The sequence below is a fragment of the Zeaxanthinibacter enoshimensis genome, from assembly GCF_004362865.1.
GTDB lineage: Bacteria > Bacteroidota > Bacteroidia > Flavobacteriales > Flavobacteriaceae > Zeaxanthinibacter > Zeaxanthinibacter enoshimensis.
Genome location: NZ_SNYI01000002.1, coordinates 592,228 through 617,086 on the forward strand (window position 1 = coordinate 592,228; position 24,859 = coordinate 617,086).

21 protein-coding genes are annotated in these 24,859 nt (G+C 44.3%); 12 read left to right on the forward strand and 9 right to left on the reverse strand.

The annotated features are described in order from the left end of the window. The first annotated feature begins 58 nt into the window (after positions 1-58). Together CLV82_RS08850 and CLV82_RS08855 are read left to right on the forward strand one after the other, a co-directional pair. Positions 59-4,396: a CusA/CzcA family heavy metal efflux RND transporter gene (locus tag CLV82_RS08850; RefSeq protein WP_133643949.1), complete on the forward strand. Its 4,338-nt coding sequence runs from the start codon at positions 59-61 to the stop codon at positions 4,394-4,396. Between the two features lie 8 nt (positions 4,397-4,404). Then, entirely contained in the window at positions 4,405-5,547 is a 1,143-nt protein-coding gene (locus CLV82_RS08855) for an efflux RND transporter periplasmic adaptor subunit (protein ID WP_133643950.1), read from the forward strand. Positions 5,548-5,981: 434 nt separating this feature from the next. On the opposite strand, the gene CLV82_RS08860 is transcribed toward CLV82_RS08855, so the two are convergent. After that, positions 5,982-8,201, reverse strand: coding sequence for an FUSC family protein (locus CLV82_RS08860; protein ID WP_133643951.1), 2,220 nt, complete (start codon positions 8,199-8,201; stop codon positions 5,982-5,984). 182 nt (positions 8,202-8,383) lie between these two features. Between CLV82_RS08860 and CLV82_RS08865 the strand changes: the two genes are divergently transcribed. After that, positions 8,384-10,891, forward strand: a complete 2,508-nt coding sequence (locus CLV82_RS08865) for a glycoside hydrolase family 2 protein (RefSeq protein WP_166636690.1) — start codon at positions 8,384-8,386, stop codon at positions 10,889-10,891. 2 nt (positions 10,892-10,893) lie between these two features. On the opposite strand, the gene CLV82_RS08870 is transcribed toward CLV82_RS08865, so the two are convergent. From CLV82_RS08870 to CLV82_RS08885, 4 genes are all read right to left on the reverse strand, one after another. Further along, complete coding sequence (locus CLV82_RS08870) at positions 10,894-11,424, reverse strand: YceI family protein (RefSeq protein ID WP_133643953.1); 531 nt, start codon at positions 11,422-11,424, stop codon at positions 10,894-10,896. 1 nt (position 11,425) lies between these two features. Beyond that, the gene (locus tag CLV82_RS08875; RefSeq protein ID WP_133643954.1) at positions 11,426-12,931 is read right to left on the reverse strand and encodes a hypothetical protein; all 1,506 of its coding nucleotides are present in this window, start codon (positions 12,929-12,931) and stop codon (positions 11,426-11,428) included. A 635-nt stretch (positions 12,932-13,566) separates the two neighbouring features. Then, positions 13,567-13,776, reverse strand: coding sequence for a hypothetical protein (locus tag CLV82_RS08880; RefSeq protein ID WP_133643955.1), 210 nt, complete (start codon positions 13,774-13,776; stop codon positions 13,567-13,569). A 143-nt stretch (positions 13,777-13,919) separates the two neighbouring features. Beyond that, a complete protein-coding gene (locus CLV82_RS08885; protein ID WP_133643956.1) occupies positions 13,920-14,870 on the reverse strand; it encodes a hypothetical protein in 951 nt (316 codons plus the stop codon). Positions 14,871-15,117: 247 nt separating this feature from the next. Here CLV82_RS08885 and CLV82_RS08890 point away from each other — a divergent pair, with 247 nt between their 5' ends. From CLV82_RS08890 to CLV82_RS08930, 9 genes are all read left to right on the forward strand, one after another. Next, positions 15,118-15,474, forward strand: coding sequence for a hypothetical protein (locus CLV82_RS08890; RefSeq protein WP_133643957.1), 357 nt, complete (start codon positions 15,118-15,120; stop codon positions 15,472-15,474). A 124-nt stretch (positions 15,475-15,598) separates the two neighbouring features. Beyond that, complete coding sequence (locus CLV82_RS08895; RefSeq protein WP_133643958.1) at positions 15,599-16,105, forward strand: hypothetical protein; 507 nt, start codon at positions 15,599-15,601, stop codon at positions 16,103-16,105. 53 nt (positions 16,106-16,158) lie between these two features. Then, positions 16,159-17,424 carry a sodium:proton antiporter NhaD gene (gene nhaD, locus CLV82_RS08900; protein WP_133643959.1) on the forward strand — a complete coding sequence of 422 codons (1,266 nt, stop codon included), beginning with the start codon at positions 16,159-16,161 and terminating at the stop codon, positions 17,422-17,424. A gap of 190 nt (positions 17,425-17,614) precedes the next feature. Then, on the forward strand, positions 17,615-18,196 hold the full coding sequence (locus CLV82_RS08905) for a Crp/Fnr family transcriptional regulator (RefSeq protein WP_133643960.1): 582 nt from the start codon (positions 17,615-17,617) through the stop codon (positions 18,194-18,196). A 176-nt stretch (positions 18,197-18,372) separates the two neighbouring features. Continuing rightward, positions 18,373-19,053, forward strand: a complete 681-nt coding sequence (locus CLV82_RS08910; protein WP_133643961.1) for a type 1 glutamine amidotransferase domain-containing protein — start codon at positions 18,373-18,375, stop codon at positions 19,051-19,053. Between the two features lie 2 nt (positions 19,054-19,055). Further along, entirely contained in the window at positions 19,056-20,159 is a 1,104-nt protein-coding gene (locus CLV82_RS08915) for an alkene reductase (protein ID WP_133643962.1), read from the forward strand. A gap of 28 nt (positions 20,160-20,187) precedes the next feature. Further along, the gene (locus CLV82_RS08920) at positions 20,188-20,613 is read left to right on the forward strand and encodes an OsmC family protein (protein ID WP_133643963.1); all 426 of its coding nucleotides are present in this window, start codon (positions 20,188-20,190) and stop codon (positions 20,611-20,613) included. Positions 20,614-20,693: 80 nt separating this feature from the next. Next, positions 20,694-21,746, forward strand: a complete 1,053-nt coding sequence (locus CLV82_RS08925; protein ID WP_133643964.1) for an NAD(P)-dependent alcohol dehydrogenase — start codon at positions 20,694-20,696, stop codon at positions 21,744-21,746. Between the two features lie 134 nt (positions 21,747-21,880). Next, entirely contained in the window at positions 21,881-23,212 is a 1,332-nt protein-coding gene (locus CLV82_RS08930; RefSeq protein WP_133643965.1) for a sugar porter family MFS transporter, read from the forward strand. Here the strand turns inward: CLV82_RS08930 and CLV82_RS08935 are convergent, their stop codons facing one another. Genes CLV82_RS08935 through CLV82_RS08950 form a run of 4 tightly spaced genes read right to left on the reverse strand, consistent with a single transcriptional unit; the run spans position 23,213 to position 24,594 of the window. Next, a complete protein-coding gene (locus CLV82_RS08935; protein WP_133643966.1) occupies positions 23,213-23,851 on the reverse strand; it encodes a flavin reductase family protein in 639 nt (212 codons plus the stop codon). It lies immediately after the preceding gene. A gap of 14 nt (positions 23,852-23,865) precedes the next feature. After that, entirely contained in the window at positions 23,866-24,147 is a 282-nt protein-coding gene (locus tag CLV82_RS08940) for a TIGR03643 family protein (protein ID WP_133644505.1), read from the reverse strand. Between the two features lie 19 nt (positions 24,148-24,166). Then, positions 24,167-24,388 carry a hypothetical protein gene (locus CLV82_RS08945; RefSeq protein WP_133643967.1) on the reverse strand — a complete coding sequence of 74 codons (222 nt, stop codon included), beginning with the start codon at positions 24,386-24,388 and terminating at the stop codon, positions 24,167-24,169. A gap of 41 nt (positions 24,389-24,429) precedes the next feature. Then, positions 24,430-24,594: a Lacal_2735 family protein gene (locus tag CLV82_RS08950; protein ID WP_133643968.1), complete on the reverse strand. Its 165-nt coding sequence runs from the start codon at positions 24,592-24,594 to the stop codon at positions 24,430-24,432. Between the last annotated feature and the right edge of the window lie 265 nt (positions 24,595-24,859).

Genomic DNA, 24,859 nt, shown 5'->3' on the forward strand with positions numbered 1-24,859 from the left:
CCTTAAATTCTACACGCTGCTTCAGGCATTGCTCATACGTATATCATAATTATCGGTCATGCTTTCAAATATTATCAGATTCAGTCTTAATCATAAGCTGGTCATCTTCCTATTTACTGCTTTTCTTATCGGATTTGGCATTTATTCCATGTCCCAGGTTCCCATAGGTGCAGTACCGGATGTTACCAATAACCAGGTACAGGTAATTACTACTTCGGAAAACCTGGCAACCCAGGATATAGAACAGTTTATAACTTACCCCGTGGAACTGGAGATGGCGAATTTACCCGGGGTCCGGGAAATTCGTTCGGTTTCTAAGTTCGGTCTTTCAGTAGTAACCATTGTATTTGAAGAAGATTTAGGGACTTATTTACCCAGGCAACTGATTGCCGAAAAGATCAAATCCGCTTCAGAAAAGATTCCCCAGGGTTTTGGCGAACCCCAGATGGGGCCTATCACGACTGGTCTGGGAGAGATCTACCAGTATACCCTTGACACCAAGCCGGGTTACGAGGATCAATACAATGCCCAAGTCCTGAGGACCATACAGGACTGGATCGTAAAGCGACAATTGTCGGGAATTGAAGGGGTGGTAGAGATCAACGCCTGGGGAGGATACCTGAAACAATACGAGGTTGCCATCAACAGCAGTAAACTGCAAGCTATGGGAATCAGTGTATCCAAGGTGTTCAAGGCTTTGCAGGATAACAATGGTGTAGCCGGAGGGGGATATATTGAAAAACTGAACCAGGCATATTTTATACGGGGACAGGGAAGAGTAACTTCATTAGATGATATCCGGAACATCGTAGTACAGAATGAAAATGGGGTTCCGGTCCTTATAAAGGATGTGGCCGATGTGGGTTTCGGTAATGCTACGCGTTACGGCGCCATAACGGGTAATGGTAAAGGGGAAACAGTGCTTGGGCAGGTGATGATGCTTAAAGGAGCTAATTCTAATAAGGTGATCCGGGATGTGAAAGACCGGGTAGAAGAAATTTCGGGCACACTTCCAGACGGAGTAGTGATCAACCCTTTCCTGGACCGGAGTGAGCTCATTTCAAGAACTACGATGACCATAACAGAGAACTTAATTCTCGGCTGCCTGATCGTGATCTTCGTGGTGGTCCTGCTTCTTGGAAATTTCCGTTCGGGCCTGGTTGTCGCCTCCGTCATCCCGCTCTGCCTTCTGTTTGCACTTTCGCTCATGTACATTTTTGGGGTTGACGCAAATCTGATGTCCCTGGGAGCTATAGACTTTGGGATTATCATAGACGGGGCCGTGATCATAGTAGAATTTACTGCCTTTATGATGACAAAGAACCCTCAAGAATTAAGTAATCCAAGCGACGCCGATCGACAGGAACTTAAAGATGAGATCTCTTATAAAAGCGCTTCCCGGATGATGAATTCTGCCATTTTTGGTCAGCTGATCATCCTGATCGTATTTATCCCCATCCTGTCTCTCAGCGGCGTGGAAGGAAAAATGTTCCGTCCTATGGCCCTTACTTTTGGTTTTGCATTGATCGGTGCGATGTTACTCTGCCTGACTTATGTCCCCGTGGTTTCTTCACTTTTTTTAAAGGAAGAGAAACTCTCAGACAAGAATATTTCTGTCCGATTAATAAATTACCTGAACGGAGTATATCGACCAGTAATTCAATGGTCTTTGAAACATGGGAAACCAGTACTGGGTATAGCCCTGCTGTTATTGGTAATATCCGGCTTTATTTTCAGCAGGTTGGGAGGGGAGTTCATTCCGCAACTGGACGAGGGTGACTACGTGATTCAACCGGTACTGCGGACCGGGACATCGCTGGGTAAGACCATAGAGCTCACAACCCAGATGGAAACCATTCTGTTGGATAGTTTCCCGGAAGTAGAACAGGTGGTCAGCAGGATTGGCGCGGCGGAAGTTCCGACAGATCCTATGTCTATGGAAGAAAGCGATGTGATCGTCACCCTGAAACCTAAGAAGGAATGGGTTTCGGCCGAAACTAAAGAAGAATTAGCGGAAAAATTTAAGGAAAAACTTTCCGTGATACCCGGGATTGAACTCGAATTTACCCAACCCATCGAAATGCGATTTAATGAATTAATTACGGGGGTGAGGGCAGACATAGCGATTAAAATATTTGGCGAAGACCTCGATATTCTGAATGCCAAGGCACAACAGATCAGGCAGCTGATCAAAGATGTGAAAGGAGCTTCGGATATCACGGTAGAAAAAATAGTAGGGCTTCCGCAAATGAATGTTGCCTACGACCGATCTAAAATCGCGAGATATGGGCTTAATATTGCGGATTTGAACGATATGATCACTATGGGATTTTCAGGGAAAACCATGGGAAGTGTTTTTGAAGGAGAGAAAAGATTTGACCTGGTTGTACGGCTGGAAGAAAGTCAGAGGCAGGATATTGAAAACATTCGTAACCTGTACGTGGATACCCCTGCCGGCCAAAAAATTCCGTTAAGTGAACTGGCAGAAATCACCTATCAGAAAGGGGCAGCCAAAATTTCACGGGATGATACCAAAAGGAGGATCGTAGTTAGTGTCAATGTAAGGGAGAGCGACTTGCAAACCGTTGTTTCGGATATACAGCAGCTCATAAATGATGAGATCATCCTTCCCCCGGGATATACCATAACCTACGGGGGTCAGTTTGAGAACCTGAAAAGTGCAACAGCCCGGCTGCAGGTGGCGGTCCCGGTAGCTCTTCTCCTCATCTTTGTCCTGTTGTATTTTGCCTTCAGTTCCATACGAGAAGCGTTGATGATCTTTCCAGCAATACCCCTTGCGGCTGTTGGAGGGATTCTTATGCTGTGGCTGAGAGGGATGCCATTCAGTATTTCAGCAGGGGTGGGCTTCATCGCTCTTTTCGGGATCGCGGTACTGAACGGGATTGTCCTGATAGAGCATTTTAAAGAACTTCAGAAGAATGGTATGAAATTCAACCATCAGCTTATAATTACCGGGACGCAGGACAGGTTAAGAGCCGTTTTACTGACAGCATCCGCAGCCGCCCTGGGCTTTTTACCTATGGCCGTTTCCACGGGTGCGGGAGCAGAGGTACAAAGACCGTTGGCTTCTGTGGTGATCGGCGGACTTATAACCTCGACCTTGTTGACCCTGATCGTACTGCCCGTTATCTATTCTTACTTTCACAGGGAGAAGTCAGTTAGGAGAAAGAAGATGGTTTTACCCCGGAACTTTACGATGCTTTTAATCTTCCTCCTCTGTGGAGTCACCGGGTACTCCCAGGAAAAGATCACAATTACGGATTTTGAACAGCTAAAAGCCCTGGTTCTTAGCGCCAATTCCGGCTTGGATGCTGCAGAACTGCGCCTTCAGGAGGCCCGGAAAATCAGGGGTAGTGCCTTCACCTTTGAGAAAACCACCCTGTATAAGAGCCGGGATAATAACAACCTCGCCCAAGGAGATGTTTTAGATGTCTTCGGGGTTCAGCAAGACCTGGAATTTCCTACGGTATACCTTGCCAGGCGTAAGATCCTGGATGCCCGTTATGGGCAGCAGGAAGCAGCTTTCAGGATGCAACGGACTCGTTTGGAACAAATGGCGGCCAGCATTTATTACCGCATACAATACCAGCATGCCCGTATGAAGGTGATCCGTAATTTAGACAGCTTGTATCAAAAATTTGCCTATGCAGCTGACAGGAGATTCCAATTGGGTGCGACAAATTACCTGGAAAAGATCACTGCCCGAGCCAAGCAAGAGCGGATAGGAACTGAGTTCAGGCAGGCCAGGCATGAGCTGGAGGCTTCTTTATTGGCTTTAAAGCCCCTGTTGAGCACGGAAGTCCCCATAATGGTCAAAGATTTTCCACTGACGAAACTCAGCCTCCAGTTACAACCTATAGAGGATAATCCGGGATTTACTTTTTACCAAAAACGGAACGAAGTTTACCGGGCAGAAGCGGGACTTGAAGCGCAGCAATTACTACCCGGTATTTCATTCAATTATTTTGAAGGGAACAATGCGGCATTGGAAAAACCTATAAGCGGATACATGGTAGGATTAAAGATTCCCATTTTATTCTGGGGGAATACCGCCGGGATAAAGTCGGCCAAACTGGGAAGTGCTGCGGCGAAGTTGGAAACCATTGATTATGAAAATCACTTGAATTCGGAATACAGCGAGTTGAACAAAGAACTCCAGAAATACGAAGAGATCTTACTCTATTTTGAGAACGAAGGGAACCGTCTTTCCGAGGAGATCATCAAGACTGCAACCCTGAGCTTTAAAAACGGGGACATCGACTTTTTCCAATACATTCAGAGCCTTGAGAATGCTTATGAGATCGTATTGTCTTATTACGACAACCTGAATTTATACAACCAGACGGTTATCCGGATGAATTATTTAATTCTATAATTACTGAGATGAAAGATATATTAAAATACCTGTGTAGCTGCTGTATAGTTTTCGTGTTATTCAGCTGTGGAGAAGAAAAAGAATCCGGGAAGCCCACCTCGGACCATACAGATGATCCTATCATAACCACGGTCAGCCGAGCACAGTTTCGCCAGGGGGAAATGAAGATTGGTAAAATGTCTGCCCGTGCGTTCCCGGTAATCATCGAAGCTACGGGAATGATAGATGCTCCCCCGGATTATAAGGCGGTCATAAGTTCTTTCACGAATGGATATGTAAAAAGGACTCCATTATTAGTAGGAGATCAGGTGAAGAAAGGACAGTTCTTGTTAAGCCTGGAAAATCCTGAGTTTTTGGAATTACAGCAGCAATACCTGGATGCAAGGGAGCAAATGACCTACCTCCGGTCAGAATATGAAAGGGAGCGTGCATTGAGAGAAGAGGAGATAACTTCAGAAAGGAATTTATTAAAAGCCGAAAGCGATTACAACCGGAACCTGTCTCGCTTCAATGCCCTTAGGGAAAAACTGAAAATGCTGAATATTGATCCTTCAGCGGTGGAGAAGGGAGAAATCTCTGCTGTAATATCGATCTATTCTCCAATTACAGGGAGCATTACGGCGATGAATGTCAACAAGGGGAAATATATTTCCACTGCGGATGAACTAATGAAGATCGTTAACTCCGATCACATTCACATAGAGCTCAATGTCTTTGAAAAGCATGTTCTGCAATTAAAGAAAGGTCAGGATATGTGGGTCAACCTGCCAGAGGTTGAGTCAGACAGTATCCCCGCAGAGGTCTACCTGGTTGGAGGTGCGGTGGATGAGAAAAGCAGGACTGTTAAGGTTCACGGGCATTTTAAGAAAAATGATACCCGGCAGTATGCCACGGGCATGTTTGTGAATGCCGGTATTATCACTGATAGCACGAAATCTATGGCGCTTCCCACAGAAAGTATTTTGACCTTGGATAATGAGAATTATGTGCTATTGCTGGCAGAGCAGAAAGGCGACAATTATTCATTCAAAAAGCGAGAAGTGAAGTTAGGGAAAACCTACCGGGGGTATACAGAAATATTGAACCACCAGGATTTTTCTGAAGGAAATGAGTTTTTACTGCAGGGAGCATTTTCACTTCTTGGGGAATAAAGGATATTAACTGAAGGACCTTCGTGCTACTCACACCCTGGACAAATATGCCTGCTGGTTTTCTGCAGGGGAGTGAATTATCTTTAAAACGGGGTGGGGCGGAGCCCCGGGGTGCCAGTTATGAATGTTTTAATTTGATTACTACCCTTTATACTGCGGCCGGCTGATTCCAGGGACGGGAACGTAATGTTATTATTCACGTGGGTTTCTGAATTTTAGCTCCTGTCACTGCTGGTTTTCTGCAGGGGAGTAAATTATCTTTAAAACGGGGTGGGGCGGAGCCCCGGGGTTACAGGGAGGTACACCGAACAGAATTTGTACTATGCCCATTTATTGCTCAGTAATATGATTAAATAATTTACAGGACATTCATTGTCTATAACTGGAGATATGTCAGGGTAACCTGAAATGACCTTGTAATCCGGGGAAGTTCGTTAAAATTCCCGCTGAAAATCGATCAAAGAGGTCAATTTCATCATTTGATTACTGAGGGTATGTAACCAGCGCAACTGCTCCATCACCAGGTGTGCTTCCTGGTATTCCTGTTCATTTTGAGGTTGGATGCTTATTCCCAGGGCATCCAATTCGGTCATTGCTTCAAATGTGCCGGGGATTTCAAAATCCTGGGATTTTACTTCAGGTTCAGGACACTCAAATTCTTCATCTTCCAGGGCACAGATCAAAAGCCGCATGTTCTCATCGATATGAGCAATTGCCTTGTCAAAGAATTCCGAAGCCTTGGTGGTAGGGCGGGTTTGGAAGTATGTACTTAAGGATGCAAGTGCCGTCAGGAATGAATGATTTAAAACAACCAGCTTATAGATCTCATCCAGGTACAATTGTTTTGATTCCGGTTCCTGGGCCATTTGCTGGTAGGCGGTACTGAGTTGGGAACTTTGCAAAAAAGCTTCTTTACGGGCTAACCGGAGTGCAGGAGGAACAGCGCCTTTTTGGCGGTAATATTCTGCGATTTGCTCAAGGAAACTCCGGTTGGCCTTAACACTTCCCAGTATACTGTCTTTTATTTCCAGGAACCCCCAGGCCGGCCATAGGAATAACACGGATACCAGGGAGAGTCCTGCCCCGATCAGGGTGTCTAACAAACGATATTGTATTACAGTCAGTACATCGGGCCTGATGATGGCATAAATAAAAATCACACTCAGGGTAATGAAAACGGCAGCCGTGCGATAATTCCTTTGCAGCATGGAAAAGGCCAGTACCAGGGAGCCAATCCCGAGAACCGCGTAAACATATACATCCCTGACCAGGAATACCACCCCCACAGCCAGGGCTCCGCCGATCAGGGTGCCAAAGATCCTTTCCTTGAACCGTTTTTTGGTCAGCCCGTAATTGGGCCTCATGATAACGATAATCGTGAGAAGAATCCAGTAAGGATTCTGAAAATCATAGTACCAGCCTACCCCGTAACCCACCATCATGGTTACTGCCAGCCTTAAAGAATGTTTAAATATGGCTGACCTGAAATTTAAGTTCCGAAGCAGATCCCGGGGATCGTATTCTCTGTTAATCTTGAACTTCTTCAGGAGTTTCCTGTCTACCATCTCAATTTCTTCACTCCCCGGGTTCCCGAGCACCCATTTGATCCTGTTGATCTTCTCCAGTTGTTTCTCCAGGTATTCAAGAAGGTTTTTAAAGGTGAGATAGCTTTCAAAATCTGCCTGGCAAGACTCGATCTCTTCCTTCAGCTTATTTGATAGCTCGGTAAGGTGTGAGTGACTGGGTAATTTTTTTACGCTGTTTCCGGCCCGGGCAATATCGTGCAACTGCAGGGACATACCGCCGATCAACTCCCCGAATTGTTCTACCAGACCGGGATACCGCTCTGCCAGTTTTTCCATTTTTGAGTAATTGACAGGGTGAGCTACGGCAGATTCCAGGATGTCTACCAGTGCCACCAGGATCAGAAGACGTTCATTCAGGTATTGCGACTGCCCGGAACTTTTCCGGCTCACCAGTAATATCTCGCGCAAAGTTTCATGTTGTTCTGTCAGTTGGGTCTGTACCTCCAGAAGTTCCCGCTGTAAAACATCCTGTTTGCCGAGGTTGGTAAGAATTCGCCGCCGTATATCAAGGAAATCGGCCGATAATTCATAGGTATTATTGAGTGCTTCCTCCAGGGCCCCTCTCGGATTGATCTTTTCGCGGATAGTTGCCAGCAACAAATACCAGATGCCTCCCAATCCCACAAGAAGTGTATATTCATAATTCAGCAACACCTTGGCATCATGGGCAAAACTGAGTACCAGGGCCAAAAGGCCTGAAAAGCTGATCAGGGATGCCCGGAACCCGTAGATAGAAATATAGGAGATACAGAAGGTAAGAAAGCCCAGGACGAGCAACAACCACCATGTCTCACGTACAAAATAGCCGGCCATAAAGGTTACCACCATGATCAGGGCCGTAGCCAGGAGAATACCCACCACTTTGTTCCTGAACCTGCCACTCACATCACTGGGAGAACACCAAAAGGCTCCAAAAGCTATGGCCAACCCTATTTCCAGGTTCCCGGTATAAATGCCTGCAAGCACAGGAATTGTCACTCCGAACCCAATAAGAATGGCCTTAGAAAAGTCAGTGCTTTTCAGGAATTGAAATAAGTCAGTGATATAGGATCTGAAGGTGGTTTTCAATGCAGTTTAACTTAGAGGTAAAGTTACTCTTTATGATGAAAGTCAGCGGATGAAGAAACATATAATTGATGCTCTTTCGCCAATCCTGTTCATCTGATTTTTCCGGGGACCAGGAAATATTTTTGTCTTACTGTTTTTATCCCATCCTGTTGTTCCTATTTTTAGCAACTCAATATTCTGCTATGAAACCTGCAATCCTCCTATGCCTCCTGGGCTTAGTCTGTCATCCGGTAAAGGCCCAGATCCACCTTGATAATTGGATGTTTTACAAGGCATCAGATTCTCTTTCCGTCTCTGAGGTGACCCTGCCCCATACCTGGAATATCGAAGATGCCTTTGATGATGTACCTGGATATTTCAGGGGTCAGGGGGTATATGAGACAACTATTAATATCCACGAACTTGCTGCCCATCGGTACCTCCATTTCAAGGGGGCCAACCAGCTGACCAGGGTATATATCAACGACAGCCTGGCGGGGCAACACCGGGGCGGCTATACAGCCTTTGATATTCCAATATCTGAATTTCTCAGGGAAGGGAAAAACCAAATTAAAGTACTAGTAGATAATTCGCATATGGAAAGTATACCTCCGTTAGATGCTGATTTCACATTCTATGGGGGGTTGTACCGGAAGGTGTATCTAATGGAGGAGAATGAAATTTCCTTTAACCGCAATTACGGTGCAGACGATATTCTTTTAAAAGCCAGTCCCGGAAATGAGCAAGGCGGAATCCTGAACCTGGATATGCGCATCAGAAGTCAGGAAGACACAGAAGTTATACTGATCCGTAAAATCACAGATCAGGAGGGATTGCGAGTGGACTCTGATTCCCTGAAATTACCAGTGAAAGCCGGTATTACTGCAAAGAATCTATCATTAAAACTACCTGAGGTGCATGTTTGGTCTCCCTCCGATCCTTACCTCTATAATGTAGAGCTGAAGTTACTTGATAAAAATGGAACCTTCATGGACCGCTTTGAACATAAAGTGGGTTTTAGAACTGTAGCTGCCACAACAGAGGGATTTATAATTAACCAGGATACATTAAAATTGATCGGGGTGAACAGGCATCAGGATCTGGAGGGATTCGGTAATGCAGTGCCTGTAGAAGAACAATTAAAAGATCTCATGATGATTAAAGAAATGGGCGGTAATTTTCTCCGGTTAGCCCATTATCCCCAGCATCAGGAGATTTACGAGATGGCCGACAGTCTTGGACTTGTCTTGTGGTCGGAGATTCCTGTAGTGAACAAGGTTCCCACAGGAGCGGAGTACAGACCATATGCTGAAACCGTATTACAAATGCAAAAGGAACATATCGCACAAAGTATAAATCATCCTTCGTTGGTATTTATCGGCTATATGAACGAGATTTATTTGAGGATGGTTTTTGATAAGCATTCCCCGGAACAAGAAACGGAGATCAAGAACAAAACACTGGAACTGGCCCGGGAATTGGAAAATTTAACGAGAACTATGGCACCGGATCACCTTACAGCTATGGCGATCCATGGCCACCAGGTGTATAATGAGACGGGGATTTCCTCTTTACCGATGGTACTTGGCTGGAATCTTTATTATGGTTGGTATGTGGGCGCTATAGAAGACCTGGGTCCATTCCTGGATGAAGAATTTGCTAAATACCCGGACAGACCCCTCATCCTTTCAGAATACGGCGTTGGGAGTGATTCCCGTCTGCATACCGAGTACCCTGAAAAATATGATTTTACGGAGGAATACCAACTAAAATACCACCAGGGTTATGTAGAACAGGTCAAGGAACGGCCTTATGTAATAGGTATGGCCGCCTGGAATTTTTCTGATTTTGGATCTGAGTTCCGTGGGGATACCAAGCCACACATTAATCAAAAAGGACTCGTCTCTTATGACCGTAGTCCTAAAAATACGTACTGGTGGTATAAGGCTATTTTAAGAGAGGAAAAACCTTTAGTACACATATGGAAAGATCTTCCCATACACGTCGGGTCAACTCCTGACCGCTCGATCAAGGTAATTACCAACAGACCTGTAAGATTAGATTTAAACGGTGAAAATATTGGGGTGTTTGAACCGCACAATGGTATGATCCAAACACAGGTCACCCTTCAGCCGGGTAGTAATAAGATAAAGGCGTATATCAATAAGATCGTGGATTCCGTACAGTTGTACTGGCAAACTCCTGGATTGAATAAGAAAGGGGGTAAACTCGAATTGAATTTCGGTGCTTCTACCTATTTTACAGATAGAGAAAGATCGGTATGGATCCCGATCAATAAGGAAAATGAATTTTTCAAGGTCAATGAAGACGTCAGAAATTTCAGAACTTCCTCTAATATAAGAGGTACGGATGAAGATCCACTTTACCAAACCGCGATGGGTCATTTATCGCATCTTATGATTCCGTTAGAAAATGGAACTTACAAGGTAGACCTGTATTTGGCATCCTTCCAGAAAAATAAGTCTATCGCTTATGAATTGGGCAAGGAGGAAACCGGATCAGTTTTAAAAGCTACACATGCAAGCCAGGTAAGGATAAATAATGCAGTGTTGGATTTAGGCAATACACCTCCATTACAAGCAAGAAGATTAACTACCGAAGTAGAAGTCTCGGATGGAAATATAGTCATCAGTACAGATAAGGGGGAATACTTCGGCCTCAATGCCTTGCGCATAAGTCGAGTGAAATAGACTCAGAGGTCCAGGGTTACATATATATTTACCTTATCAGACAAGATGAGGCTTTTTTCCCCCAGATCAAAATCTAACCGGTTTATTTCAAATTCGGCCGAGAGTTTTTGGCTGTTATCTTCTGAAAAGTTCAATGGAATTGTCACTTCCCTGGTGATTCCTTTCATAGTAAGATCAAAATCTCCCATAAATATTTTCGGAGACTTTTGCTTCAGGGAACGTAGGTTCATGTGAATCTCAGGATACGATTCAACATCAAAATAATCCGATCTTTTAAGATGCTTATCACGAAGTCCAATCCCGGTTTTAATGGTTGCAGGATTTGCAGTTATATTGATAATTGATTTCTCCGGTTTACGGGTGTCCCATTCCAATTGACCCCTAAGTTCTCCAATAGTCCCTTCTACCGGAAAGCCTGCATTTTCTATGGTGAACAGGACATTTCCATCAAGAAGGGGTGTGGTATGATCATACTGCGCCCTGATGAACTGTGTCATCAACATCAAGAAGCCGATAGATATTGCTAAACGCATTTTATAAAGACTTTAAATATGCCAATAGTGCTTCCTTCTCTTCCTCCGAAATTTGCATTCCGAAGGGGTGGCCCTTCACAGCCATAGTTTCCTTGGTAGCCGGTTTAAAACCCGTTGGGATGTAATCGTCCTCCAGCCTTTGCGGGTCCAGTACATCTTCCATCCGGGACAGGTTGCCATTATGGAAAAAGGCTTGCCGCATCCAGGCGCCACGTAAGGAAGGTACTTTATAAAACCCAGTCCCTCTTCGGGTATAAAGTGTGGTTACCGAATCGGTTTCCACCGAAATATTAAAGATGTCGTACTTCTCGAAATCAGATGCCGATGGCTCATATCCGGTTGCAGGCAGCAACTGGTTATTGGTGTAAAAAGGAGGAGGATGGCAGGTCACGCAGCCTTCCCGGTTAAACACCGTCTTCCCTTTATTCAATAATTCCTGCGGGAATTTTTGGGGATTCTCAGGGGCTTCTAATGAGTAAATATATTTGGCCAATGCGAATAACTGCGCATCGCTATACCGTTTATTGACATTGCCGAAGGGATGGGACCAGGGGCTGTCAGCCGTGATCTCATCATGAGAATTGAAACCACGCATGGGAATATAACCGTTATAACTTGTCAGCATGTCCAACCCCTGGTTAAAAGCAGCATATCGCATCAGGTCCCCGATGTTGTCGTGTCGCATTAACCCGGTATGATCCAGGTATTTGATGTCTTTTATTCCGACCAGGCTGGGAACGGCCAATGGATAATTATAGGCAAATCCCTGGCGTACCATTACTCCAGGCGGTATAGCTTTCAGGAACTCCAGTTGTGAACTGGAATCCGACATCCAGTTTACTCTTTCCTCAATCCATGGAGTTATTGTCAGTGATTTAACGCCACTCTCATTATACGGGATATCAAATTTTTCCCTGATATATCCAAATAGCCGGTCAAATGGAAAATCCCCCTGGATCCCATCGTAAACTTTACCGTTTACGATACCTGTATGGCAAGAGGCACAGGACTGACCTCCCTGACGTAGGCCCTCCGGGGTCCTGGTATACTGGGTATACGGTACTATCCCTTCAGGGGTGGTTTCAATTCCAATCATGGAAATTACGGAAGAATCGAGGAATTGTCCCCGGGGTGAGACTGCCCGCTGGTCAACGGGCCAGTAATACACTGCTTTACCGGCAGCAATCCAGTCTTCCTGGGTGCTTAACTTTGAAAAATCGATAAGCTCCGGGCTTAGCTCTTTTAAAGAATCCAGGTATCCGGGGGGTTCGTGTTCCCGGATATAGACGGGGAAGGTCTTGTAAATGCGGTGCTCATCTAATGAATAATAAGTTGCCTCAGGAACATATTCAATGATGACGGAAGTATCCGGTGGAGGAAGATGAAACCGCTTAATTTCCTCCATATCCCAGGTCTTTGGAATATCAAGCAGCATTTTTTGAGCGGAAAAACCCAGGCACAGTAATAATCCCGCGAGCAGTATGACGGTCGAGTATCTTTTACCCATGATGATGGAGTTGAATTTTTAAATTAATCATTTCCCAACGTCATAGATTATTTTTTGTGCAAGTGGCACTGTTTTCTATGTATGAAGTTTATTTAAGCATTTTTACTGTCATGGTCCTAATAGGATATACCGTTAATGGTCAATCTTGTAATATGGCTTAAAGTATGTATATGTTAAATATTATATAAAATAGTACCTTGTATAACAATGTACTGTAACAAAGGTTGCCATCCATCGTCCTGTAAGTATATAACAAGAAAAAAATTACAAATTATAAAACCTAATATCTGGAAACCATGAAAGCTACAATGACGAAAACCGCAACAGAATCAAAGACCTTTAATTACTTCTCTAACCTAAGAGATTGCAAACGCGTGCAATGGGCACAATACCGAAATTTTACACGCTGAGATCGGCAGCATTAAATTATTATCCTTCAGATCATGAAACCATATGTTCACTCCGTATTCTCCGGTCAAAGGAAATTCAATACCCTTTTTGATATAATGCAACAGCAGGAGATCAGAACTCGGAAATACCGTCCTTCCTTCCCAGACCAACCCTGGAATAATTCCTGAAAACAAAAGGGGACGACCTTACACGTGCTGTCCCCTTTTTATCCATAATATGCTATACTATTTCTTATGAGTATGCAGGTAGCGTTTAAGCATTTGTTTTAAACTCTGGATATACTCCTTAAGAATGGTCGTATCAATCTCGATATGCGCCATGGAAGGAAGGGTGATAGGATCCTCATCCAGGAATATATACAATTCCGGGTACCTGGTCTCAATCAGGTTGGTAAGCCTTGTGATCTCTGATGACAATTGGTAGAGCGTCTTCATACCTGGTAGCCTGGGTTTAAATCAGAGGCGGAGATCGAAAACTCACAATCTGATTGTAGCGATCTCTAATACCTCCGGACTCTATTAAAGATACAAAAAACGTGTCGAATCCGGATGATATTAATCATTTATAATGCTGATTGTCAGACTTTAAAAAACTGAATTAGAAAGGCGATCAGTATACTCACGGCTAACCCGATATTAACCTTGGCAAAATCCTTACCGATCAGTACATACGCCTTTTTCATATGTTGTTTCCGCAATAGGTAGTGTATGGCAATCTCTCTTCCCGCAAGTACTCCGATAAACGTCCAGGTAGTACTCATCGGAATATTGTTCATATTTCCATAGAAAAACAACAGTAATCCGTAGAAAAGATCGATAAGCGTGGCCGAACGGATATTCCGGGTATTGGATTTTTGGTTAACGATCTTCTGAATCTTACCACCGCGACTGTTAAAAATATAGGCCATGATTCCGAGAAGAACCGTTAAAGACATCATTAACTCCGGAAAGCTCAGTTGCCGGGGAAGAAAGACATAAATATTGGCAAAGTCCTGTATAAGCCATTGCGACCAGAGAAAAGCGGTGGAAGCCCACTGGGCAGCCAGCCAGTAACGTTTGTTCTTTTTATCAAGATTTTCCAGGGCCTCGTCTGATTCGAATCTCTTTGCGATTACCAGGTAAATTATAAGAGCCGTTACCAGTGCCAAGGCGTACCCGATGACCGATTTAAAAACCATCCCTTCAATAACCTGCTGTGAGGAGAAAACACTTAAGATCATAAATGTAGTACTTACAGGGATACCGAACCTGGTAATCACAAGCAGTGTTAGGGGTGCAAGGAGGTACCACCACGGCATGGTTTCCGGCAAAGGTATCTTGTCCAGGCGACCATAGGTTACATCCCCCTGATGCAGGTTCCAGCCGTATATTAGTGTAGCACATAGGATCACTGAGGCGAAACCCCACAGAACCCACCATTTCTGTTTATGGTTAGAGGCCAAAAAAGTTCCCAGGGTCTGGATAACATCATTTGCGATCACCGCGTAGGCAGCGATGAGAAATCCCAAGTATATAATTGAATTTTCCATTTGTCTTAATTGGTTAACGGATCCCCGTTTTTTGAACTCCGGGTAATCCTGAAAATGCCAGCAAATGACGCTGACATTTGTTATCATAAAATAGCCGCAAGGTTATTTTATTATTACCGCAATGTTATATAATTCTGTTCGACTGTAGTCTTTGAGAGCCAATGGAATGGCCTATGTAATACTCTAAAAATTAACATATTATTAAAGCTTTAAATAAATACCTTTATCCTGTTTTTATATCCAGAGAATGTCTGTCACCAGGCTTTTATTTTTACTGCTTGCAGCTCTAGTTACAATGCAGGTCTATGCGGGAATCGAACCGCAGAACCCATGTTTTGATCATTTCTCGTCGGATAAAATTTCCGGTACACTTACATCACCTCCTGTTCTGGATTCCAACGATTATCTTCATTCCAACCCGATGGAAGTCCCGGAAGTAAAGGAATGGGAAGTGGTAACTTCGATTTTTACCGGGAACCTTTCCTCTACCGCCCCTGAATCAGTATCCCTTTCCGGGGTTCCGCTTTATTTAATGCTGTGCCGCTTTATTACCCCATCACTGGGTAGTACGGATATCATCTTTCCCTTTCATTTCTTTCCCTGATGTAGCCTTTACTTCTCTACAAAATCAGCTTTATAGGATTTACCCGGGTATGTTCCATCTTATGGCCTGATACCTTGGTTTTGCCGAAAGCAGAAAAGGAAATCACATCTTATATATTTTATTTATGGAAACTGAAATGATCATAATTTCACTGGTCCTGGTGGGCAGTGTATTCATACCTTATTATTTTTTAGAACGCAATGGAAGAGCCGGGCGCAAACAATGGCGGGATGCCTATGACAGGGCTGTAAAAGAGCACCACTTGAATATAATCTCGGAAGAAGCCTGGGAACAGAATTACATCGGGATCGATCCCCACTTGAGAAAACTGCTTTTTATTAAGAATTACGAGACTGTTAAGGTGGACGAGGTTATCGATCTGGACAAAGTTGTCGGGTGTAAAATTATCGAGAGCAGGAAATACCCAAAGATCAGGGATAAAAAAATATCTGTGCTGGAACGGTTGGATTTGGAACTTTCTTTGGATCATAATGGGAACAATTTATTGCTTAATATGTATGACCTTAAGGTTAGCTTCTCAGAGGATTATGAAGTTCGAAGAGCGGAAAAATGGAAACTGATTATCCTTAACCATATACACAGTTACCATCGCGGTAGCAAGGTGGCATGAGAGCTATCGTCCTGAGGCCATCTTTTAGTTTTAAAGAACTCAAATAATCTGGAATGGCCACTTTCGCATTAATTTTCATCATAGGTTATGTTCTGATCGCGTTAGAGCATAAAATAAAGATTGATAAAGCCGGAACAGCACTCTTCCTTGGAGTGTTGTTGTGGCTTCTTCTGGTACTGCAGTCAGACAACCTTCCTGAAACCCTGCACCACCTGAAGGAGCACTTTGAGGATATTGCTGAGATCCTGTTCTTTCTCCTGGGCGCGATGACCATTGTGGAGCTGATTGACAGTCATAATGGATTCGGGATCATTCAGAGAGTGGTCCGGATAAATTCAAAAACAGGCCTTCTCTGGACTTTATCCGGGCTTACCTTTTTCCTTTCAGCGGTTCTGGATAACCTTACTACGACCATAGTAATGATGGCGATCTTGAAGAAATTCATGACCAAACGGGAAGAGTTGTGGTTCTTTGCCGGATTTATTGTGATTGCTGCAAATGCAGGAGGTGCCTGGTCACCCATAGGGGATGTTACAACAATTATGCTTTGGAATGGCGGGCAGGTAACTACTGGCACGATCATAACAGAGACTTTCCTGCCAAGCGTGGTGTGTCTTCTGGTACCCTTGCTGTTTGTCTCCTTCCGGTTCCGTGGGGTGGCAGTAGAAGCATTGACCCAAAGTTCAGAACCGGAACATCTTATAAAGGAAAAAGAAAGTAACCTGATCCTGGCCCTTGGTGTGTTCCTGTTGTTGATGGTTCCGGTATTTAAGGCTGTTACTCATCTGCCACCTTTTATGGGAATGCTTTTCAGCCTGAGTATTTTCTGGATATCCACAGAGATCCTACATAGAAACAAACCCTCGGATATTCGTCACAAGCTTACTGTAGCTGCGACTATTCAAAGGATTGATACCCCGAGTATACTTTTCTTCCTCGGGATTCTCCTTGCCGTTGCTTCAATGGAAGCCAATGGTACGCTGCTGGTTCTCGGACAAACCCTGGAAACATCTTTTAGTGATTTTCATATAACCAATACCATCCTGGGGTTATTATCTGCCGTGATCGACAATGTACCTTTAGTAGCAGGCGCCATGGGGATGTATTCCATGGAGGTGTATCCCCAGGATCACGAATTCTGGACATTCCTGGCCTATTGCGCAGGTACCGGGGGTAGTGTCCTGATTATCGGTTCCGCAGCTGGAGTGGCAGCGATGGGAATCCTGAAAATAGACTTCGTGTGGTACCTGAAACGAATGGCCTGGTTAGCTTTGATTGGCTATTTATGCGGAATCGGAGTCTTTATGATAATGAACTGATAAAGGCTTATCTGCGTGTAAGTTAAGCATCAATGGACTTTTGACTGTTGTAAGAATTTGAAATCAATTGTCAAGATGTGGCACTTTTGATAACTTATTTTCATAGTTGATGTGTTAATCAGAGTGAACTTCATGATTGATCATCAGGCAGCATAATTTTATTTATTTTAGAGCTCTTATCTTTTCTCTCATGGTCAATGCAATCCTCGCTCATGTAAATAATTACATTTCTCTGACTCAGGAAGAGGAAGAATTCTTTACATCCCTTTTGACCACGGTTGAGATCAATAAGAAAACTTGGTTGGTAAGGCCTGGAGCTCGAATCGAACATGAGTATTTCGTGGTGAATGGATGTCTTAAGGCTTATTATCTTGATGAGTCCGGTGATAAACACATCATACAGTTTGCTATTGAGAACTGGTGGGTCGGCGATTTTGATGCTTTTTACAATAAGGTTGATTCGCGCTTATATATCGAAGCCCTGGAAGACTCAACCTTGCTCGCTATCAGCTATGACGATCTTCAGCAGCTTTTTGAGCGTGTACCCAAATTTGAACGCTATTTCCGTTTGCTGGTTACGAACGCATTCATATCGCTCAGGGGTAGGGTATTATCTTCATTGGAGAAAACACTTAAAGAACGGTACCTGGAATTCTGCAGGGTATACCCGAATATAGAAAAGCGTGTCGCCAATTATCATATCGCCAATTACCTGGGTGCTTCTCCTGAAAGTTTAAGCAGGATAAGGAGAAAATTGGTGAAGACGGCCTGATTTCTTGATATAGGTCAATTTTATTGAGTATTGTTTCCGCTACCTTTGATTTAATCGTTTAATATAGAGCGAGATAATACACAAGGGGCGACTTGTCAACAATATGATTTCTGCCTGAGACTTGGGCAGAAAGACTTATTGAACCAGCTCCATTTACTAATCCATAAATACATACGATGAAGAATATATTATTTGTCCTCACCAGCAATGACAAAATGGGAGATACCGGGAAGAAAACAGGATTTTGGGTAGAAGAATTTGCTGCACCCTACTACAAACTGATCGATGCAGGCTATGAAGTGACCCTCGCATCACCAGAGGGCGGGCAGCCCCCGATAGATCCTATGAGTGATTCTGAAGATGCTGCCACGGAGGCGACAAAGCGTTTTGATAAGGATGAGAAGACCAAGGAGAAATTAGCTCATACGCTTAAATTGAATACTATAGATCAGAAAGGTTTTGACGCGGTCTTTTACCCTGGTGGGCATGGGCTGATGTGGGACCTTGTCGAAGATCCTACTTCTATAGGACTGATAGAAAGTTTTTATAAGCACGAGAAACCCATTGCTTTCGTCTGTCACGCTCCGGCTGTATTAAAGCACGTAAAGAATGTAATGGGAGAACCTTTGGTAAAAGGACGAAAAGTTGCAGGTTTTACTAATGAAGAGGAAGAAGGAGTAGAACTTACAGATGTGGTTCCTTTCCTGGTCGAAGAAATGCTGAAAGAGAATGGCGGGAAATATTCCAAAGGGTCAGACTGGGAGCCTTATGCCGTTGAAGACGGATTACTGATCACAGGGCAGAACCCGGCCTCCTCAGAAAAAGTAGCCGAGATACTAATGAAGAAACTGCAGTAAGAATGAGTGAAGAACAAGCATTGTTACAACCTTATAAAAAAGGAAAATTTGAAACGAAGAACAGGGTCGTGATGGCTCCGATGACGAGGAGCAGGGCCGATAACCCTGAAAATAAACCTACAGAAGGCCTTCAGCCCGTATATTACAGGATCAGGTCTACAGCCGGTCTGATCATCACCGAGGGATCCCAGGTATCCGAAAGGGCTGTTGGCTATATAAATACCCCGGGAATTCACACTGAAGAACAGGTTGCCGGATGGAAGAAGGTGACGCAGAGTGTTCACGAAGAAGGAGGAAAGATATATATCCAGCTCTGGCATGTAGGACGGATGTCTCACCCGGATTTTCACAACGGAGAGTTGCCCCTGGCACCTTCAGCCCTTAACCCGAATGCGCAATCCTTTACCCCGGAAGGGATGAAAGATACGGTGACCCCCAAAGCAATGACAAAGGAGGAGATCAGGGAAACCGTGGAGGAATTCAGAATGGCAGCCAGGAATGCTGTTAAGGCAGGATTTAACGGAGTTGAGATACATTCCTCTAATGGGTACCTATTTCACCAGTTCTTCAACAGTACTTCTAATATCCGGACAGACGAGTACGGGGGGAGTATTGAGAACAGGACAAGGTTTTTCTTTGAAGTACTTGATGCGATCAAACAGGAGATCCCGGAACAGCAGATCGGGGCCAGGTTCAATCCCTCCCTGCACAACTTGTTCGGGATCACTATGGATGAAAATACCATCCCCACCTTTGAGTATATTATCAAGAGACTTAATGATTATGACCTGGCATATATACATCTTTCAGAACCTTTTACAGATGTCTCCGAAATCCCCTATGCGGTCAAAGAGATCGCGAAACACTTTCGCCCCTTGTACAAAGGAACCTTGATCATCAACGGGGATTTTGACCAGGAGAAAGGGAATAAGGTCATAGAGGATGGCCATGCAGACCTGGTGGCATTCGGGAAACCATATATTTCTAACCCGGACCTGGTAGCCAGGTTCAGGGAAGGTATACCGCTCACCGACTGGGATAAGGATACCTTCTATACCCCCGGGAAAGAAGGCTACCTGGATTACGAGATAAAAGCAGAGATTTAAAGAGAAACACGAATCAAAAAAATACAGCATGAAATTTAATCGAAAAGCATCCGCCCAATGGAACGGAAGCGGGAAAGAAGGAAATGGAGTATTGAATACGCAGAGCGGGATCCTGGAGGATACCCAGTATTCTTTTCATACTCGTTTCGAGGACGGGGATAAAGGAACCAATCCTGAGGAATTGATCGGAGCGGCCCACGCAGGTTGTTTTACCATGCAGCTCAGTTTTTTACTAGGCGAAGAGGGCTTTACTCCTGAAACCCTGAATACGAATGCCAAGGTTGCATTCCAGGATGGGGAAATTGTAAAGATCACCCTGGACCTGGATGGGGTTGTACCCGGAATAGATGAAGAGGAATTCAAAAGGATTGCTGACAAGGCCAAAGAAGTTTGTCCTGTATCAAAATTATTAAAGGCTGAGATCGAGCTATCAGTAAATCTGACTAATCGGTAAATACTCGAGAAAGAAACCTTAAAATAATAGTTCAGGGGTAGTGATGACCTTTGACACAGAACCTAAACAAAACAAATTATATGAGTACGGAAATAAAGGCATACGGAGCCAGCGACAAGGCAGCTGACCTGGAACCTATGACGATCAAAAGACGTGAAGTTGGCCCTAAGGATGTAAAAATTGAAATTACCTACTGTGGGGTGTGCCACAGCGATATTCACCAGGTTAGAAACGACTGGAAGAACAGCGTGTATCCGGTGGTTCCGGGCCACGAGATCATTGGACATGTAGTTGCAGTAGGTGAGAATGTAAAAAAGTTTAAAGAAGGCCAGCTGGTAGGTGTAGGTTGTATGGTTGATTCCTGCCGGGAATGCAGTTCGTGTAAAGACGACCTGGAACAATATTGTGAAAACGGGATGGTCCCAACGTATAACGGGAAAGATAAACACCTTGGCGGCCATACCTTTGGAGGTTATTCCGAAATGGTGGTAGTAGACCAGGATTTTGTCCTTACTATCCCGGAGAATTTGGATCAGAAAGCTGTAGCTCCATTGCTTTGTGCCGGGATAACTACCTTCTCCCCCCTGAACCATTGGGGTGTGAAGGAAGGAGATAAAGTCGGTATTATCGGTCTTGGCGGACTGGGCCATATGGGAATCAAATTCGCCAATGCCATGGGCGCGCACGTGGTGATGATCACCACCTCTCCCGATAAAGCCAAAGATGCCAAGCGGCTGGGGGCTCACGAGGTCCTGATCTCTAAAGATGAAGAAGCTATGAAAGAGCATACCGGCTCCTTTGACTTTTTGCTGAATACAGTTCCGGTTGGGCATGATATCAACCCCTATATCAACCTGCTGAAAAGAGATGCCACCATGGTATTGGTCGGTGCAATAGAACCGCTGGATGCCGTACACGGAGGCGGCCTAGTTATGGGCCGGAAGCGCGTTGCAGGGTCTTTGATCGGGGGTATTGCAGAAACACAGGAAATGCTCGATTTCTGCGGAGAACACAATATCGTCTCGGACGTGGAAATGATCAACATGGACAATATTAACGAAGCCTATGACAGGGTGACCAGTTCTGACGTTAAATATCGCTTTGTGATCGATATGAATTCCCTGAAAAACTAGGTATAAGAGATTTAAACAGGGGGCCACGGCCCCCTTTTTTTATGACCAATAATGGCGAATCTCCCAACCTGTTTATTGAATATCGACAGAATATATTACTTTAAGGGTCTAACCAAACCAAACTATACCTTCTCATGAAAAAACTATGGTTATGGTCCGTGACGGCCGCTTTAGCTGGATTTTTATTCGGGTTTGACACGGTCGTTATCTCCGGAGCAGACAAACAATTGCAGGCACTCTGGAATTCCTCTGACTCGTTTCACGGGATTGTAGTAATAGGAATAGCATTATGGGGAACTGTAATTGGTGCACTTCTGGGAGGGTTCCCGACCGACAGGTTCGGGCGGAAAAAAACCCTGATCGGGATTGGAATTTTATATACAGTATCTGCTATAGGGTCTGCAGTGGCGGGCGACCCAATTACATTCGCGGTATTCCGTTTCCTCGGGGGACTTGGGGTTGGAGCTTCTACTATTGCAGCACCGGCCTATATCTCCGAAATTGCACCTGCCAAAGACAGGGGGAAACTTGTAGGGCTCTACCAATTCAATATCGTATTTGGTATACTTATCGCATTCTTTTCCAATTACCTGCTCAGCGGCATCGGAGAAAATGCCTGGCGCTGGATGGTAGGGGTAGAAGCCATTCCGGCCCTGATCTATACCCTGTTAGCTTTTTCTATACCCCAAAGCCCAAGATGGTTGTTATCTAAAGGGAAACAGGAAGAGGGGAGAAGGTTGCTGGGGGTCGTAAGTCCGGGACAGGACCTGGATACTTTGATGAACGAGATCAATAAGGAGAATAGCGAAAACCCCAAGGGCGAGAGTATTTTTATGAAAAAATACCGCTTTCCACTGATCCTCGCGTTTTTGATCGCTTTCTTTAACCAGTTTTCAGGCATCAATGCCTTCTTATATTATGCGCCGCGAATTCTCGAAGAAGCGGGACTTGGAGCCAGTACTGCCTTACTAAGCAGCATCGGGATAGGCGTGACCAATATGGTGTTTACACTTATCGGGATCAACCTGATAGACCGGATGGGTAGAAGACAGTTAATGTATATTGGTTCTGCAGGCTATATCGTTTCCTTATCGCTGGTTGCCTGTGCTTTTTTCTTTGGGTGGGAGGGACTCTCGGTCGCTTTCTTCCTGTTTATATTCATTGCGGCCCATGCCATCGGGCAGGGAACGGTGATTTGGGTATATATATCGGAGATCTTCCCGAATCATTTAAGAGGTTCAGGGCAGAGTTTCGGCAGCTCGGTCCACTGGGTACTCGCGGCGGTGATACCTTCCATGATTCCTCTGTTATTTGGAAGTATAGGTGCAGGTCCCGTTTTCGCTTTTTTCGCTTTTATGATGGTGTTGCAACTGTTGTTCGTAGCATTTATGATGCCTGAGACCAAAGGGATCTCCCTGGAAGCCCTCAGTGCAAAGTTACTGGGTTCCCGGTCCCGTACACAGTGATCAGGATTTAAGGGTGTCGGGTATTTGCCCTATCCTGGCATAAGGATACCGGCCAATTTTATTCACCCCGTAATACCCGTTAAGCCCGGAGGTTCCTACGGTGCCTAGGATCTCGTAATCGAGTTCGTCGTTGCTGTCCACAGCTTCGTCAGGTAAGATCAACCTGTTGATCTCCCCAATGATCAGCCTGGTGCCGTTGTGTTTGATAAATGAATCTTCTATAAAATTCATACCCAGTTTAACTCTGCTTTCTGTTACGAAGGGAGCTGAAATATCCTCGTGGTATTCTTCGTGCAGGCCGCATTGCTCAAACTCTGATTCCTTACCCTCGAACTTTGCAGAGGTATAATGAGCATTCTCAACAAATTCAGGATGTACGTGGTTGATGGTATAACTACCGGTCTCCAGGATGTTTTCGTAAGTATGCCTGGGTACTTCGCCCACGGGTCTCATTATAAAACCGAGCAGGGCAGGGTCACTGCCTAAATGAACGACCGAACTAAATACAGCCAGGTTGGTATTCCCGGAGGCGGAAACGGTGCCAATAAGGTTAACAGGTTTAATTCCGCTGATACCGTTCAGAATTTTAATTCTTCTAATCCGGTCCATAGCAGCGATCTGCACTTTATTAAGGTTCATATGAGCAATCCTATTTAGCGTTTGCTGATGCGATTCCCGCTAATGGCCGTTTGCCTGGAGCTTTTAAAGCGTTTAATACCGGGGTTACGTTTTTTAAGATGTTTCTGGCTGGGGCCGCTGTTCACTCTTTTACGCCACCGCTTAAAACTGCTTTCTTTGAGTTCGTTCCGCATGATCTTGATGACCTCCTTTTCAGGCAGGTTAAACTGGTACTCAATGGCTTCGAAGGGAGTGCGATCCTCCCAGGCCATTTCAATAATGCGGTCTAATTCTCGTTCTGTAAATTCTTTTTCCATAGGACGGGAAACTGCAGTACTATACTGTAATTCTCCCATTAAGTCTTTTTTCTACCTTTCGCTTAACCTCGGTAATTTTTTTCATGGTATCCATGATCTTCTGATCCTTTTTTACCTTATAGATCTCGTTGAGTTCCAGGATCAAATTCTTTGCTTTTCGGGATGCCGTAATCCGGTCACTGGTAGACATATGTGACATCTTCAGTTGCAAAAATTCTGAAACCCTTTCTTGTAAATCCATTGTCATCATAAATAATTCGCTTTTAGCAATGAAACTAATTTTTAATCCAACTGGTCCATTTTTTTCAGGACCTGGTCTGCCTCGTATACTTTCTCGTCACTCAGTTTTCGATTGGTGGTAGAAAGATGGTGCGCCTCGGCCATTAGTTTCTTATATTTTTCACCGAGTTTTTCTTTTTCCGATTTTTTCCTAAACAGACCAAACATCTCATTTTTTCTTTTGTAGGGATTTACCCGTATTACTTACAGGTAAATGTACAATCTGTTTAAATAAAAATTCAATAAACTAAACAAAATAACATTGTTTTAACGCAGGCCGGGCAACGTAGCTTTTTTTAAAGCATTGAATTGATGCGAAAGCGATTCATTTTGATCGTTTCAGATCAAATTAATGGGTGCCTATTATTGTACCTTAGCGCGGCGGAATGCCCTGGCATTTCCGCAATTTTGTCAATGTATAAATTATATAACA

Bases quoted from the DNA above. Each gene is read 5' to 3' on its own strand.
- CLV82_RS08850 (WP_133643949.1), top strand. From the start codon at position 59: ATGCTTTCAAATATTATCAGATTCAGTCTTAATCATAAGCTGGTCATC.
- CLV82_RS08855 (WP_133643950.1), top strand. From the start codon at position 4,405: ATGAAAGATATATTAAAATACCTGTGTAGCTGCTGTATAGTTTTCGTG.
- CLV82_RS08865 (WP_166636690.1), top strand. From the start codon at position 8,384: ATGAAACCTGCAATCCTCCTATGCCTCCTGGGCTTAGTCTGTCATCCG.
- CLV82_RS08870 (WP_133643953.1), bottom strand. From the start codon at position 11,424: ATGCGTTTAGCAATATCTATCGGCTTCTTGATGTTGATGACACAGTTC.
- CLV82_RS08875 (WP_133643954.1), bottom strand. From the start codon at position 12,931: ATGGGTAAAAGATACTCGACCGTCATACTGCTCGCGGGATTATTACTG.
- CLV82_RS08880 (WP_133643955.1), bottom strand. From the start codon at position 13,776: ATGAAGACGCTCTACCAATTGTCATCAGAGATCACAAGGCTTACCAAC.
- CLV82_RS08885 (WP_133643956.1), bottom strand. From the start codon at position 14,870: ATGGAAAATTCAATTATATACTTGGGATTTCTCATCGCTGCCTACGCG.
- CLV82_RS08890 (WP_133643957.1), top strand. From the start codon at position 15,118: ATGTCTGTCACCAGGCTTTTATTTTTACTGCTTGCAGCTCTAGTTACA.
- CLV82_RS08895 (WP_133643958.1), top strand. From the start codon at position 15,599: ATGGAAACTGAAATGATCATAATTTCACTGGTCCTGGTGGGCAGTGTA.
- nhaD (WP_133643959.1), top strand. From the start codon at position 16,159: ATGGCCACTTTCGCATTAATTTTCATCATAGGTTATGTTCTGATCGCG.
- CLV82_RS08905 (WP_133643960.1), top strand. From the start codon at position 17,615: ATGGTCAATGCAATCCTCGCTCATGTAAATAATTACATTTCTCTGACT.
- CLV82_RS08910 (WP_133643961.1), top strand. From the start codon at position 18,373: ATGAAGAATATATTATTTGTCCTCACCAGCAATGACAAAATGGGAGAT.
- CLV82_RS08915 (WP_133643962.1), top strand. From the start codon at position 19,056: ATGAGTGAAGAACAAGCATTGTTACAACCTTATAAAAAAGGAAAATTT.
- CLV82_RS08920 (WP_133643963.1), top strand. From the start codon at position 20,188: ATGAAATTTAATCGAAAAGCATCCGCCCAATGGAACGGAAGCGGGAAA.
- CLV82_RS08925 (WP_133643964.1), top strand. From the start codon at position 20,694: ATGAGTACGGAAATAAAGGCATACGGAGCCAGCGACAAGGCAGCTGAC.
- CLV82_RS08930 (WP_133643965.1), top strand. From the start codon at position 21,881: ATGAAAAAACTATGGTTATGGTCCGTGACGGCCGCTTTAGCTGGATTT.
- CLV82_RS08935 (WP_133643966.1), bottom strand. From the start codon at position 23,851: ATGAACCTTAATAAAGTGCAGATCGCTGCTATGGACCGGATTAGAAGA.
- CLV82_RS08940 (WP_133644505.1), bottom strand. From the start codon at position 24,147: ATGGAAAAAGAATTTACAGAACGAGAATTAGACCGCATTATTGAAATG.
- CLV82_RS08945 (WP_133643967.1), bottom strand. From the start codon at position 24,388: ATGGATTTACAAGAAAGGGTTTCAGAATTTTTGCAACTGAAGATGTCA.
- CLV82_RS08950 (WP_133643968.1), bottom strand. From the start codon at position 24,594: ATGTTTGGTCTGTTTAGGAAAAAATCGGAAAAAGAAAAACTCGGTGAA.